The sequence below is a fragment of the Thermosulfuriphilus sp. genome (assembly GCF_054026695.1).
Map to the genome: position 1 here is coordinate 1 of NZ_JBPMLP010000052.1, position 14,147 is coordinate 14,147.

9 protein-coding genes and 2 tRNA genes are annotated in these 14,147 nt (G+C 52.2%); 1 reads left to right on the plus strand and 10 read right to left on the minus strand.

The genetic code is table 11. The annotated features are described in order from the left end of the window. Positions 1-94: 94 nt before the first annotated feature. Positions 95-1,603 (plus strand): sensor domain-containing diguanylate cyclase, encoded by a 1,509-nt coding sequence (locus ACXJJX_RS09190; protein WP_456434298.1) that lies wholly within the window; start codon positions 95-97, stop codon positions 1,601-1,603. A 76-nt stretch (positions 1,604-1,679) separates the two neighbouring features. Here the strand turns inward: ACXJJX_RS09190 and ACXJJX_RS09195 are convergent. From ACXJJX_RS09195 to ACXJJX_RS09240, 10 genes are all read right to left on the minus strand, one after another. Continuing rightward, positions 1,680-1,756: transfer RNA gene (locus tag ACXJJX_RS09195), tRNA-Met, on the minus strand. Positions 1,757-1,768: 12 nt separating this feature from the next. Next, positions 1,769-1,855 (minus strand) — tRNA-Leu (locus ACXJJX_RS09200). A 56-nt stretch (positions 1,856-1,911) separates the two neighbouring features. Continuing rightward, positions 1,912-2,247, minus strand: coding sequence for a preprotein translocase subunit SecG (gene secG / locus ACXJJX_RS09205; protein ID WP_456434299.1), 336 nt, complete (start codon positions 2,245-2,247; stop codon positions 1,912-1,914). Positions 2,248-2,261: 14 nt separating this feature from the next. Beyond that, positions 2,262-3,020: a triose-phosphate isomerase gene (gene tpiA, locus ACXJJX_RS09210; RefSeq protein ID WP_456434300.1), complete on the minus strand. Its 759-nt coding sequence runs from the start codon at positions 3,018-3,020 to the stop codon at positions 2,262-2,264. Continuing rightward, positions 3,017-4,222: a phosphoglycerate kinase gene (locus ACXJJX_RS09215; protein WP_456434301.1), complete on the minus strand. Its 1,206-nt coding sequence runs from the start codon at positions 4,220-4,222 to the stop codon at positions 3,017-3,019. Before ACXJJX_RS09215 ends, tpiA begins: the two co-directional genes overlap by 4 nt. A gap of 12 nt (positions 4,223-4,234) precedes the next feature. Further along, entirely contained in the window at positions 4,235-5,494 is a 1,260-nt protein-coding gene (locus tag ACXJJX_RS09220; RefSeq protein ID WP_456434302.1) for a type I glyceraldehyde-3-phosphate dehydrogenase, read from the minus strand. A 25-nt stretch (positions 5,495-5,519) separates the two neighbouring features. Beyond that, the gene (locus ACXJJX_RS09225; RefSeq protein WP_456434303.1) at positions 5,520-9,773 is read right to left on the minus strand and encodes a PEP/pyruvate-binding domain-containing protein; all 4,254 of its coding nucleotides are present in this window, start codon (positions 9,771-9,773) and stop codon (positions 5,520-5,522) included. Next, entirely contained in the window at positions 9,774-10,781 is a 1,008-nt protein-coding gene (gap, locus tag ACXJJX_RS09230; protein ID WP_456434304.1) for a type I glyceraldehyde-3-phosphate dehydrogenase, read from the minus strand. It abuts the gene before it with no gap. 174 nt (positions 10,782-10,955) lie between these two features. Then, on the minus strand, positions 10,956-12,764 hold the full coding sequence (locus ACXJJX_RS09235) for an ATP-binding protein (protein WP_456434305.1): 1,809 nt from the start codon (positions 12,762-12,764) through the stop codon (positions 10,956-10,958). A gap of 62 nt (positions 12,765-12,826) precedes the next feature. After that, a partial coding sequence (locus ACXJJX_RS09240) for a chemotaxis protein CheA (RefSeq protein WP_456434306.1) occupies positions 12,827-14,147 on the minus strand: 1,321 nt, incomplete at its 5' end.

Below are 14,147 nucleotides of genomic sequence, written 5' to 3' on the forward strand. Positions count from 1 at the left end.
GAGTCCTGTTATTACCGAAATAACGAGAAGTTGGTAGAGTATTAGTTTATAATTTTTAGCTAGTTTTGATAAGTTTTGATCTGGAGGCATTGGTATGGGTGTTTTGGAATGCTTAGCCCAAGGGGCCCGGATAAGAATTCCCTCTCCCCCGGCGATTGCTGTTAAGATTCTGGAGACTCTAAGGGGAGAGGAGACCTCCTTGGTCCGGATTGCCGAAATTATCTCTTCTGATCCGGCCCTTACGGCCAAGATCCTGCGTTTCGCCAACTCCTCCTTTTACGGCCGGCCTAACAGGATAGACGATCTCACTCAGGCCGTAAACTTCATCGGACTTGAGGCCCTGAAGAATATTGCCCTTTCCTTTGTTATCGTAAAGGGTCTCAAGGGGGAGAGACAGAATGGCTTTGACTTTGATCTCTTCTGGAGGCGGGCGGTCCTTTCGGCAACAGCAGCCTCTGAGATAGCCAGGATAAGGTCTCTCCGGACCGAACCCTTCTTTGTGGCTGGTCTTTTGATGGATCTTGGTGTCTTGGTCATGTATCTCTGTCGGCCCTTAGATTACCAGAGAGTCTTTGATGAGAAGCGGGCCAAAGGGCTCTCTGTAATCGAGGCCGAAAGGCTGGTCTTCGGTTTTGACCATCAGGAAGTCGGTCGGGAGCTTTTGGAAGACTGGGGATTGCCAGAGAGTATCTATTCGCCGATAGCCCACCATCACCATGATCTTTCCTCCTGTAACCACAACCTTGATCCTTCTCGAATCCTTTGTATGGCCGATCTTTGTTCTTCCATCTACTTTGGTTCCCGGAGTCTGGATAAACTCCAGACGATGAATAGAGTTTTTAAGAATATGCTAGGTATGAACGAGCATGAGGCTGAGGATTTTCTAGACAAAATTGGTCAAGAAGCCGTCGATATATTAGCTCTTTTTGATCTTAATCCAGATGGACTCAGGCCCTATTCACAGATACTGCAGGAAGCTAATGATGAGTTAGCCAAACTCAATATTTCTTATGCTCAACTTCTTGTTGCCCATAAACAGGCCAAAGAAAGGGCAGAAAAACTGGCCAAAGAACTGTTAGAGGCCAATAAAAGATTGCGGGAACTTGCCTACAAAGATGGTCTTACCGGTCTCTACAATCACAGATATTTTCAGGAGACGTTAGAGAAGGAAATAATTAGAGCCCAGCGTTATCGGCGTCCCCTTTCCCTACTGATGCTAGACGTTGACTATTTTAAGAAGATTAATGATTCGTTCGGCCATGTTTATGGAGATATAGTTTTGAAAACTTTGGCCCAAATCTTTACTAAATCCGTAAGATCTTGTGATCTTGTTGCTAGATATGGTGGAGAAGAGTTTGCCATTATCCTTCCGGAAACCCCCCTTACAGGAGCACTAAGCCTTGCTGAAAGGCTAAGAAGAAAAGTACAGCAAAGCCCTATCTTGCTTAACGGTAAGCAAGTCTTGGTGACAATTAGCATCGGAGTTGTCTCTTATGACGGCCAAAAAGGAATTGACAAAAATGACCTTATTGATCTGGCAGACAGAGCCCTTTATAAATCCAAGATGACCGGGAGAAACAGGGTTACCGGGTTTAAAATCTAAAAAAATCGCTACTCTAGCGAACCTAAAATTTATCTGGAGGGAAGGCTCGTTGGGCCTTAAATAGGAGAGACAAAAGTGGTAGCGGGGGGAGGATTTGAACCTCCGACCTTCGGGTTATGAGCCCGACGAGCTACCGGACTGCTCCACCCCGCGTACCACAGATTTTGGTGCCGAGGGCGGGATTCGAACCCGCACGGGCTCACGCCCACTGCCCCCTCAAGACAGCGTGTCTCCCAATTCCACCACCTCGGCAACCGGGAGCAAAAGAAATATTAATCGCATTTAGTTCCTATTTCAAGGTGTGCTCTTTATTTGCTACTCTCAGGGGCCGGTTGTGAGCCACCAGGGGGAACTGGGGGCTCCTGATGTGATTCCGTTTGGGCCGGGGGGGTAAATTTTTCGACCACGGATCCCTTACCTCCCTTGGCCGCAAGGTAGGTCAGGGAGAGGGAGGTGATAAAGAAAAGGATTACCAGGACCGTGGTTACCTTGTTTAAGAAAGTAGCCGGCCCGGCCCCGCCAAAGATGGCCTGGCTTGAACCAAAAACAGCCCCAATTTCTGCCCCTTTACCTGCCTGCATAAGGACCACTGCAATCAAAAAGAGGCAGACAATAACATGAATGACTATTAAAAGGGTATGCATACTTTGATGCTCCGTTAACCTTGATACTTTATTATTCGGATAAAGCTTTCGGCCTTAAGTGAGGCTCCGCCTACCAAGACGCCATCGATATCCGGCTGAGCCATCAGAGAATCAATATTATCTGGCTTAACGCTGCCTCCATACAATATTCTCAGGTCCTTGGCAAGGGCCTCGCCCCAGGATGCTCTAAGGATCTCTCTGATGAAGACGTGAACCTCTTGGGCCTGCTCCGGAGTAGCCGTCTGTCCGGTGCCGATAGCCCAAACCGGTTCATAGGCAATGACCAGATCCCCAAGGTCCCCTGGACCTAAACCGTCTAGCCCTGCCCGGAGCTGCCCTTCTACTACCTTAAAGGTTTCTCCGGCCTTCCGTTCTTCCAGCCTTTCGCCCAGGCAGAGGATGGGAGCCAATCTATGCTTTATAGCCGCCTTGACCTTCCGGTTAATCAGCTCATCGGTCTCTTTAAAGATATGGCGCCTTTCAGAATGCCCCAGAATGACGTAGCTACAGCCAACGTCTTTAAGCATCAGGGGCGATATCTCTCCGGTGAAGGCCCCTTGGTCTTCAAAATAACAGTTCTGAGCCCCCAGTTTAATAGGACTTGAGGAGATTATTTCGGCTACGGATTTTAAGGCCGTAAAAGGGGGGCAGACAAGAATCTCGCAGTCTTCAAGCCCCTGACAGGCCTCAACCAGGCCCTGAGCCAGCTCCTGGGCCTCGGCAATGGTCTTGTACATCTTCCAGTTTCCGGCAATAAGGGGGATCCTGGTCATTGGTGCCTCCTTCTATCTGGGTCACACTTCTCCAGGGCTGCCACTCCTGGAAGAGTCTTGCCTTCAAGCAAGGCCAAGAAGGCCCCGCCTCCAGTGGATATATAGGAGATATTGTCTGATTCACCGGCCCGATGGACGGCAACATCAGTATCTCCTCCGCCGACGATGGTCAGGGCGTAAGATGAGGCCACGGCCCTAACCATAGCCATAGTTCCCCGGGAGAAGGCGTCCATCTCGAAGACCCCCATTGGTCCATTCCAGACAATGGTCCGGGCATTATGGAGGGCCTCAGTAAAAAGCCTCACCGTGGCTGGGCCAATGTCCATAATGTACCATTCCGGAGGGACCTCCTGGATAGGGACAATCTTGATCTCTGCCCGGGCGTCGAACTTATCAGCGATTACACAATCTACAGGCAGATAGAATTTAACCCCCCGCTCTTTGGCCTGTTTGATGAGCCGGGAGGCTGTTTCCAGGAGATCATCTTCTATTTTGGAACGGCCAACCTCAAAGCCCTGGCTTTTGACAAAGGTGTTGGCCATAGCCCCTCCGATGAGGAGCTTATCTACTTTTTTAAGGAGGTTTTCCAGAGCCCCGAGCTTGCTTGAAACCTTAGCCCCGCCGACAATAGCCACCAGCGGTCGGGCTGGTTCTTCAAGGGCTCGGTGAAAGTAGGAAAGCTCTCGCTTCATCAAGAAGCCGGCCCCACAGAGATCGACAAACTCTGGGACACCGACGACGGAGGCGTGGGCCCGATGGGCGACGGCAAAGGCATCATTTATGTATCCCTGGGCCAGATCAGCCAGCTGACGGGCAAATTCAGGGGAGTTCTTGGTCTCCCCCTCGTGGAATCGGAGATTTTCGAGAAGGACAATCTCTCCCGGAGAAAGGCCCTCACAGAGCCGCCTTACCTCGTCTCCGACGCAATCCGGAGCCATAATGACCTCTTTGGCCAGAAGCCTGGAGAGGCGTTTGGCCACCGGCTTAAGGCTGAAACGATCATCCCTTTTGCCCTTAGGCCGCCCCATATGGGAGCAGAGGATAAGGGCTGCTCCTTCGTCCAGGGCATAGTTTATCGTTGGAAGCACTGCCCGGATTCTGGTGTCATCGGTAATATTGCCTTCCTCATCCAGGGGTACATTGAAATCTACCCTTATGAGAAGCCGCCTGCCCTTGATGGGCAACTCATTGATGTACTTCATGAAAGCCTCCTGCTAACTCATCTTCCCGGCGATGTGGACGGTGAGGTCGCCAAGCATATTGGTATAGCTTCCAAGCTCATTATCGTACCAACCGTAGATGACTACCTGGGTAACCGGCACCTCCACCAGAGGGCATTCCAAGGCCTTGAGGGTCTCTTCGGAGACCTCCCCACAGGCCTTAGAGACATCGACCCTGATGGTCGCTGTTCGGGTGTGCGTCTCAGAGGCTTCAATAATGGCCGCCGCTCGAGGATAACCAATAATATCGGCAGAGACATTCTGCTCCTCGGTATAGACCAAGTATTCTTTCATCGGGCCGGCAGCTGCTCGGGCGTAGATTTCGTTGACCACCTCCCGGGTGACCCGGTTCTCTACACTTTCATCATGGATGTTGACTGTAAGGATTATCAGGGAGCCAGTGGAAGTCGGAATGCGGACACTTTCGGCAATGAAGCCGATACGCTTCATCTCCGGGATGACCAGTCCTAAGGCCTTAGCGGCCCCTGTAGTGGTAAGGATGATGTTGTTGAAGATGCTTCGATTCTTACGCAGGTCCTTGGCCCCTGGGGCCGGGAGTCGATCGAGAACCATCTGGCTGCCTGTGGCTGCATGGACGGTGACCATTGAGGCCGTAAGGATCCTGTCGGCTCCAAAATGATCAATAAGGGGCTTGATCATGTAAGCTAGGCAGGTAGTTGTGCAGCTGGCCGCCGAGATGAGATGGTGCTTAGCTGGGTTGTAGTCGTCTTCGTTTATGCCCATCACCGTGGTGACTGCATCTTCAGGGATGGTCTTTTCTTTATCTTTGATCTTAAACGGGGCCGAGAGAATAGCCTTTTCCGCACCGGCCTCAAGGTGTCCTCTCAGAGCCCCTCCCGGTTCGTTGGCCGGTTTGGTAGGATCCGTAAAACGGCCAGTGGAGTCAACTACCAGCCGAACTCCGTACTTGCGCCAGTTAATACCTGCGGGATTGCGGCTTTCCCGAAGAATCCTCACCGGTACCCCATCGATGGTCATGGTGCCTTCGGCTTCGTTCAGGTTTTCAATGACCCGGCTGGAATTGTGGCCATAAAGGTAGACGTTAAGTCGGCCGTAGGTGCTGTCTTTTTCGATATAGTGGGCGATGTCCTCGAGGCTTCTTCCGACCTCTCGACCGATATTGACCACGATTTCTGAAAAATGCTTCCGGGCTACATGGTGCCAGACAGAGAGCTTGCCGATTCTTCCCAGCCCGTTGATTCCCAACTTGAGTGGACTTTTGGCCTCCGTCATCTTTCTGCCTCCTCCTTGCATTTTCCTATTGCAGAGCGAACTTGACCTCTTCCTGGATCGGATGCCGGCCGAGATAGACTCGGCCCCGCACTCCGTCAATACTGATCCAGTCTCCTTTCTTTACGATATGGCCGTTGAAGCGACAATAGCCTTTTTGCTCCACGACGACCATGGGCTGACAGCCGACAACACAGGTCTTGCCCAATCTAGCGGCCACAATGGCCGCGTGAGAGGTTTGACCGCCTTTGGCTGTAAGGAGACCGTCGGTCAGAGAAATTTCCTGGATGTCGTCAGGTACAGTGTCTGAACGGATAAGGATGAGGGGAGTTTCGGGCTCGCGAAAACGGAGTTCCTTGATATCTTCAAGGCTAAAGACTGCAAGCCCTGAGAGGGCTCCGCCGTTTACCCCAATGCCTCGGGCCATGAAACTGGCTTCCAGCCTCTCTGAAGGAACAAAGACCGGGACCCGCTCCCGGTCCTCTTTGGTGACCATGTCTCGGCTCTGGAGGATAAAGAGTTTGTCGGCCTCAGGGCCTTCAAAGGTGAATTCAATCTCCTGAGGGCTCCATTTTTTGCGATAGACCAGTTCTTGGGCGATCCGGTAAAGGGCGCGGTATATCTCAGGGAAGGCCTCCTCTAGGGCAAGCTCATCTTCGCGACCCTCTCGCTTTTTCTGCTCTATGGAGATGGGGTAGGTAGTTACCAGGCCCGAGACGATGTCTTCTCCCTGGTTTCCCGGGGTATAGTCCCCCCAGAGGACGACCCGAGAAAGTTTGCCAAATGGAGGGGCCGTAAAGAGAACCCCAGTTCCTGACTGACGGGAGAGATTACCAAAGGTCATACATTGGACGATGACCGCCGTTCCCCAATTATCAGAGATACCCATTATCTGTCGATAGGCCCGGGCCTTGGGAGAGTCCCAGGAGCCCAGGACTAAGCGAATGGCCACCAGGAGCTGTTCCCAAGGATCATCGGCGATCTCTAGGCCGTAGTCAAGAACGGTTTGGCGATAAAGGAGGGCCAACTCCCGCATCTGCTCCCCGGTGAACTCCCGCTTCTTGGCCACTCTATAGTGTTCCTTGTGGCTCCGCATAAGGGAGTTGAAGATCTCCCGTTCCATTCCAAAAGCCATTCCCCAGCTCTGGACGAAACGGCGATAGGTATCCCAGGCATACCAGACCTGGCCAGTTTTTTGGGCCAGACCTTCAATAATATTGGGATTGCTTCCCACGTTGAGTAGGGTGGCCATCATGCCTGGCATGGAGATGGCGGCACCAGAGCGGACGGAAAGAAGAAGGGGATTTTCTGGGGAGCCAAAGATCCGACCGGTTTCTTTCTCTAGGCGATAGATGCCCTCTTTGATCTGGGCGATAAAATCTTCGTGGGCCTTGACCGAAAGCTGAATGATTCTGTAGCAACGGAAGACCTCAGTAGTGATAATAAAACCTCTAGGAACCCTGATTCCTTCCCGGGCCAGGAGGTAGAGGTTGTAGCCCTTGTTTCCCAGGTGGATGAGATCTTCGGTAAGAGGGTTGGGCTGGTGGATGAAACAGATGACCCGGCCCGGATCATAACTCAAGAGGAGATCGAGGTCCTCTGGGGAGAGGCCTTCTCTTTGTTCCAGAATAGTATGATAGATACGGCTGACAAAATTGTCTAAGTACTGGAGACCAAAAGCCGAGGCAATCTGATCTCTTAAGAAACTCTCTGAGATCCGGTGGAAGAGTTCCCGGTCGCAGAGTTTGTCAGCCCCTAAGAGATATTTGGGAAGCAGATTCTCGCGGCCCAACTGACGAATGATGATCCCCAGATTCTCCCGGTGGGGACTCACGTAATAAACCTTGATGATGTCCTTGACGCCTTCAGAGAGCCCCCGGACGATGTCAACATATTGGGTGAAGGTAAAGCGTCTTATCTCCAGAGACTTCTCCAACAGGGTAATATAGGTGTTGAATTTCTTAGAGTTTATCCCCTCGAGCTCTAAGGCCCTCTGGAAGAAACGGAGGCATTTGAGGATCTTGTAGAAAGTTGCCCGGGTGACGAAGGGGATGTCAATGGTTTCGATCAGACGCTCGAAGTAGATGTTGGCTAGGTTTTCTAGACGAAAACTAAGCCCCAGGGCGTCGAATTTGCGTTCGTGATAGCGGCCATACATTGAGGGGATGTCGGCGGCGATATGGCGTTTGTGATAGATATCTTCCCGGGCCTCGAATTTTTCCGGCGAAAGGATGATTTCCTTAAGATAGGCAAGGTAATCGAGAATAGCCTCCAGACAGGTAGCTGGATCTCGGTCTTCTCTGAGCACGGTGATCAGCTCGTCTAGTCTTTCAAAACCCCAGCGCTTGGCCTGCTCCAGATGATAAAAAATTTCCTCTACTCCCAGCTTGTACTTGAGATTTTCCAGCCGGTACATCTTGATAAGCAAGGCTAGGCGCTTTCTCTCCCGCTCAGAGATATCATCCTGGCTGGAGACAAAGGTCTCTAGGTCTTCTTCGGGAAGCCGAAGAAGGTCCTGGGGGACCCTTAGCGAGAAGGCCTTAAAGAGGCGTTGGGTGAGCTGATGGACTTCATCGATGAAGGGGCCGGAAGAGCTTATCTCCTCGAAGACCTCCGAAGGAACATAGCGGGAGAGCCCTTTTTTGTCTTTGGTGAGCCAGAAATAGATGATTTCTTCGATAAAATCAACAATAAGGTTGGAGGACTCTACGTGGCTTTGCTTCCGGAGAAAGTGGACGAGTATGTCCCGGCGACGGGTGAGTTCATCAAGCTCGGTGGAGACATCGCGCAGGAGGCCTTCGGCTCCAATCTCATTAAAATAGACTGGCAGAATCCGGCAGAACTGTTTGACCAGATTATAGACCGGCCCGATCTCGCTGTTGAGAAGTTTGGTGATATCCTTTTGGAAGAGGTCGGTATCCCGGATGCAGGTTCCGGCAAGCTTGAGATTTATGATCAGGGCTGACAGCAGAGTGGTGCACCACTTGGGATTGCGGCAGATAAGATCCAGCCAGATACGAATATTGAGTAGGTGAGCCGGATTGCAGATGACATGCCATTCTATATCCACCCCTTGGATCTTAGGGGGCTGAAAGCCAAATTTTACCACCTGTTCCAGAAAAAGCTCCACCAGATGGGGACTGGCTCGATCAAATATCTCATGACCCAGAGCCCGGAGGCATTCTAGGGCAGTATGGGGATACTCACCGACGTTTTCTCGCAAAAGCCCGAAGGATCGAACGATAAATTCCTCCAGCCGGGCCGGCGGCTCCCTGCGGACCATGGAGACAAGGATTCGGTTGACCTCCCGGAGGGTCTCTTCATGGATAGAGGCCAACCCCTTTATCTCCAAGACGTGGAAGAGAAACAAGATGTGGCAGTTGCGTAGAGGGTCATCGGCCTCAAGCCCCTGGGTGAGCTCTTCCAGGTAATGGGCCACTTCCTTATAGTTGCGGATGATATCGATAAAGTCTGGAAACTCTAGAAGCCTTTCAAGAGCGGCCCGGGAGCTCAAGGCGTAAGGGAAGGCTTCTAGGACAGCCAGATGACGTCTCAAGGTCTCGTGGGCAATGGGGGCAAATATTCGGCTGGCATCCTCCCGGGGGCAAGTCCCTCGGCACTGGGCAGCAAACCAAGCCAGAGGATCCGGTCCTTTGAGCCAGAATTCATAAGTGAGCACCAGCCCTCGGTAGATTAGCCGGGCCAAGTTCTCAAGCCCAGCCTCAGCCGGAAGCTTCTTAAGCAATCCCCGGCCCAGGCGCTTGAGTGAATGGTAGCTTTGGATAAGGGAGATAAAAGTCTCATCCGGAATGGCATTCAGACGGCCGAAGATATAGTTGAGAAAGGGTAAGTAGTCGTGAAGACGTCCTTCCGGAAGGACCTCAACGATCTTCTCCAGATAGGCCCAGAGGGCATCTACAGCCTGGGCCTTGATATCCTCTTCCTTGGCCTCTAAGATGAGGTCAATGAAGACATCGGCAATGGCTGCCGAGGCCTCAGCCCCTCGAGGATGAAGGCCATAGATCTTGAAGTTTTTCAGGGCAAAGGAGCGTAGTTCCGGCAAGATGATGCGCCAGTTGCGGTAGGGATGGTGAAGCTCAAAAAGGAGATGATCTACCTGTTTGCGAAGCCCCTGGTAGTCGGCGACTACTTCCCTTAAGACCTCAAAGCGAGGCTGAATGCAGACTGACTCTACGGCTGTTTCCTGAAGATTGACCCTCAGGGCGTCAGATTCCAGGGGAATCTCACGCCCTGGAGGGCAGCTTTCGGGAGGATTCTTCATCTAGACGGCCCTTTTGCTCTCCATAAACTTAATAAGGTCAAGGACCCGGTTTGAATAACCCCATTCATTATCATACCAAGCCATCACCTTGACCATATAGCCCTCAATAACCCTGGTGCAGAGACCATCGACAACGGCCGAATGCTGGTCTCCAAGGAAGTCTGTGGAGACCAAGGGCTCTTCGGTGTAGCCCAGGAAACGGTTCTGGGCGGCCCTTAAGGCCTCATTTACCTCGGGGACGGTGGTCTCCTTCTCTACCTCACAGACCAAATCGATTAGGGAGACATCTGGGGTGGGCACCCGAACGGCCAAGCCGTCAAACTTGCCCTGAAGCTCAGGGATGACCTTGCCCACTGCTGCTGCCGCTCCGGTCTTGGTGGGGATCATGTTTACCGCCGCAGCTCGGGCCCGGCGGAGGTCTTTGTGAGGGAAGTCAAGGATACGCTGATCATTAGTGTAGGCGTGGACTGTGGTTACCAGACCGCGCCTGATGCCAAAGCGATCAAGGAGAACCTTGGCCACCGGTGCCAGACAGTTGGTGGTGCAGGAGGCGTTGGAGACAATATGGTGCTCAAGGGGGTTATAATCGTCTTCGTTGACCCCCATGACAATGGTTATGTCTTCGTTTTTGGCTGGGGCGGTGATGACCACTTTTTTGGCTCCAGCATCAAGGTGGCCTCGGGCTAGGTTGCCGTCAGTAAACCGTCCTGTTGCCTCAATAACGTAGTCTACTCCTACCTCTGACCAGGGAATCCGGGCCGGTTCGGTAAAGTTGAAGATCCGAATTTCCTCCCCGTCAATGAGGAGCCCGCCCTCGGTGGCCTGAATCTCCTGGGGAAGGGTCCCCATGACGGAGTCATATTTTAAAAGGTGGGCTAGGGTGCGATTGTCGGTAAGGTCATTTATAGCGACGATCTCGATGTCTTTGAACTCCGGATATTTTAAATGGGCCCGATAGATACACCGACCAATGCGGCCAAAACCGTTGATCCCAACCCTTATAGCCATAACCATCCTCCTTTGGTGTTTTTTAGAAGATTTTTCAATCCTGATCGGAAAAAGAACAAGGAATCCTGAAGTCTTTGTGGAATATGAAATACCATCAAATACCAAAAATCATCTTTACGATAAGGGGCCTCTCGGGTTCCGTCAATCAGGCCAGGTCCAGAAGTCTTGTAGCACTTAAAGCTCCCCGGGCCTCATAAACTGGAGGAGTTCATGAAGTCGGTAGGGCTTTCTAAGAAAACCATAGGCCCCTAATTCCTTGGCCTCTTGCTTGAGTTCTTCAGAGAGATAGCCGCTGGAGATGATTATTCGGGCCTTAGGAAAAAACTTTTTGACTTTCTCCAAACACTCCTTTCCCGAGATTCCAGGCATGTAATAATCCATGACTACTATCTCGGGGTCTTTTAGATCTTTGGCCAAAGGCCTCAAGTCTTCACAACTGCTGCTCACCACGACCTCAAGCCCAAGATCCCTCAGAGACTGGGCCATGAGTTCAAGGAGTTCTTCTTCATCGTCGATAAGCAGAACCTTTTGGGCCCGAGGCCGGGGGATGATGGCTGGTGGTTCTTCTTTGGAGCGGGGTTGTTGGCTGGCTTCAGGAAGATAGATCTTAAATGTTGTTCCCCTCCCGGGGATACTTTCGACCTCTATCTGCCCGCCGAAGGCCTGGATGATCTGAAACACTGTGGCCAGCCCCAGGCCTGTGCCCTTGCCAGGCTCCTTGGTGGTGAAAAAAGGTTCAAAGATCCGGGGGAGATCTTCAGGAGGAATACCGCAACCATTGTCGGTAACCTCAATGATCACATAGGCCCCCGTGGACACCTCTCCCCAGGGGAGCTTTTTGGCAGTGGCCAGATACTCCCGGTAGGCCTGAAGGAGGACATGGCCCCGGCCTTCCATGGCATCTCGGGCGTTGGTCAGGAGGTTGTAGAGGACGTGTTCAAGAGAGCTTACGTCTGCCAGCACGTAAAGAGTCTCCTCTGGAAGATGAATCTCCAGAGAGATGCCCGGCCCTAAAAGGGCCCGGCTTATCTCCTTAAAGCCAGAGATAAACCGGCCCACATCTAGTAACTCCTTTTTTTGGGGGCCTCCACGGGCAAAAAAGAGGATCCTGTCCGTAAGGCTTCGGGCCCGGTCAAGGCCCTGATCCATCTTTTCCAGGATACCGGCCATCTCCAGAAGGGAGCTTGAAGGGGGTTGGCATTCTTCCTTGGCCTGAAAATAACGGAGCTTTAAGAATTCGAGCCCTGAGGCAAAAATGGTCAAGACGTTGTTGAAATCATGGGCTACTCCGGCGGCTAGACGCCCCAAGGTCTCCAGACGTTGGGCCACCTGGAGTCGTTCTTCAGCTTTGACCAGCTCACTGATATCCATAAAGGCTAGCAGAAAGAGCCCTCCTTCAAGGGGGCGGACAAATTTTAGATACGTCCATAGGGTGGTTCCATCGGCCTTAAATAACCGAAAGCGTCCCTCAAGGGAGATCTTCTGCTTGAATCCGGTCAATAACTCCGGATCGGCAATAAGCTGGAGGATGTTCAGGCTTTTAACCTCCCAGGGACTGCGGTAGCCTAGGATCTTGACCGCTGTTTCGTTTACATCTTTTATCTCCCCCTCATGGCTGGCCAAGATGAGGCCTACGGGGACAGAGTTAAAGAGAGATCGATAGCGATTCTCGGAGTCCGAAAGAAAACTCTGAAGATGATAGCTGGCGGTGATGTCTCTTAAGAGGATGACCAGATATTTATTGGTCTGGTGTTCTATGGGATGGCAGAGGCCCTCAAAGACCCGTTTCCGCCAGAAGAAGCGACGATAACGTCCCTCCTCAAAGACTGGGAGGGCAGGGATGACCTCTTCAAGCTCTTCGGAGAAGAGCTCTCGGGCCCGGGCATTGGCAAAGACGAGATTCCGATCCTCATTGAGGACCAGGACCGGTTCGGGGAGATAATGGGCAATGATATCGGCTATCTTTGCTTCGGCCTCGGTCATTTATCTACCCTGGATTCAGGAATTTTGATTCTTTTTGTTTATACACGTCTGTTTAAAAAAATTTAATTAAGAAGTTTTGGAGGATCGAGCACCAAGAGGATCCTTCCCTCTCCGGTGACCGTAGCCCCTGAGAATCCTGGCAGGCCCTCGAGAAGACCGGCCAGAGGTTTGAGAACAAATTCGCTCTCGTTATAAAAGCGATCCACCTTGAGGGCCAGCCTCTTGGCCCCCAGATTGAGGACTACTAGAGGAATTTCACCATTGTCTTCCTCCGGGAAAACCGCCTTTGGGGCCCCGAGGAGCTCGCCGAGGTCAAACAGGGGTAGGAGATAACCCCTGATGAGGACCAAGGCCTGGCCGCGGTGCCAGTGGATGGCCTCTCGGGGGGCCTTAACAGTCTCAACTACGTAATCAATGGGAATATAGTAACGCTCTCCGGCGCTTTCCACCTCGAGTCCCTTGCTTATGGCCAAGGTCAGAGGCAGCTTGAGTATAACCTTGGTCCCTTGGCCAAGGTGGCTTTCGAGCTCCACGGAGCCGCCGATTTTCTCTATGGCTGTCCGCACCACATCCATTCCCACCCCTCGGCCAGAGACTTCACTAACCTTATCTGCCGTGGAGAAACCAGGCTGAAAGATAAGATTTATGATCTGCTTGTCGTTTAGTCGCTCGATATCCTCAGGGGAAATAAGGCCCTTTTCCAAGGCCTTGGCCCGGATCCTGTTGGGGTCAATGCCTCGGCCATCGTCTTCGATCTCGATGATTACGCTCTGGCCTTTGTTGTAAGCCTTAAGCCAGATGGTCCCTTCCTCTGGTTTGCCGACCTTCTTTCTCTCCTCTGGGGTCTCCAGGCCATGGTCGGCGGCGTTTCGGATGAGGTGGACCATCGGATCTCCAAGGGCCTCAATGATAGTTTTATCGAGTTCTGTCTCCTCGCCGCTTATCTCCAGACGGATCTTCTTGCTCAATTTTCGGGACAGATCGCGAACCATCCTTGGAAACCGGGAGAATATCTGCCCTACGGGCACCATCCGGACAGACATAATAGTGGCCTGGAGCTCATCAACAATGCGGCTGACTCCCTCGCCAAACTCCTTGATCTTTTGAGCCAGGGCCGGGATGTCGTAGTCTACGGAGACCTCACGGGCCAAGCTGGCAAAGTTGTTCTTCATCACCACCAGCTCTCCGATCAGGTTCATGAGCTTATCAAGCCGCTCCTGGGGGACCTTAATGGCTTGCTTGGCTTTGCTCTCTCCGGATTTGGCCTGGCTAGCCGGAGTTGAGGGTCTCTTGTCTGGAGGAGATGGGGCCCGGTTGGGAGCTTTCTCCGGGGGCTTCTTTTCGGCCTTAAGGCGTCCTTCAAGCTCTTTCTTTAATTCTTCA

What these genes read in the sequence shown, in the direction of transcription:
- ACXJJX_RS09190 (WP_456434298.1), top strand. Translation starts at nt 95, where the DNA reads ATGGGTGTTTTGGAATGCTTAGCCCAAGGGGCCCGGATAAGAATTCCC.
- secG (WP_456434299.1), bottom strand. Translation starts at nt 2,247, where the DNA reads ATGCATACCCTTTTAATAGTCATTCATGTTATTGTCTGCCTCTTTTTG.
- tpiA (WP_456434300.1), bottom strand. Translation starts at nt 3,020, where the DNA reads ATGACCAGGATCCCCCTTATTGCCGGAAACTGGAAGATGTACAAGACC.
- ACXJJX_RS09215 (WP_456434301.1), bottom strand. Translation starts at nt 4,222, where the DNA reads ATGAAGTACATCAATGAGTTGCCCATCAAGGGCAGGCGGCTTCTCATA.
- ACXJJX_RS09220 (WP_456434302.1), bottom strand. Translation starts at nt 5,494, where the DNA reads ATGACGGAGGCCAAAAGTCCACTCAAGTTGGGAATCAACGGGCTGGGA.
- ACXJJX_RS09225 (WP_456434303.1), bottom strand. Translation starts at nt 9,773, where the DNA reads ATGAAGAATCCTCCCGAAAGCTGCCCTCCAGGGCGTGAGATTCCCCTG.
- gap (WP_456434304.1), bottom strand. Translation starts at nt 10,781, where the DNA reads ATGGCTATAAGGGTTGGGATCAACGGTTTTGGCCGCATTGGTCGGTGT.
- ACXJJX_RS09235 (WP_456434305.1), bottom strand. Translation starts at nt 12,764, where the DNA reads ATGACCGAGGCCGAAGCAAAGATAGCCGATATCATTGCCCATTATCTC.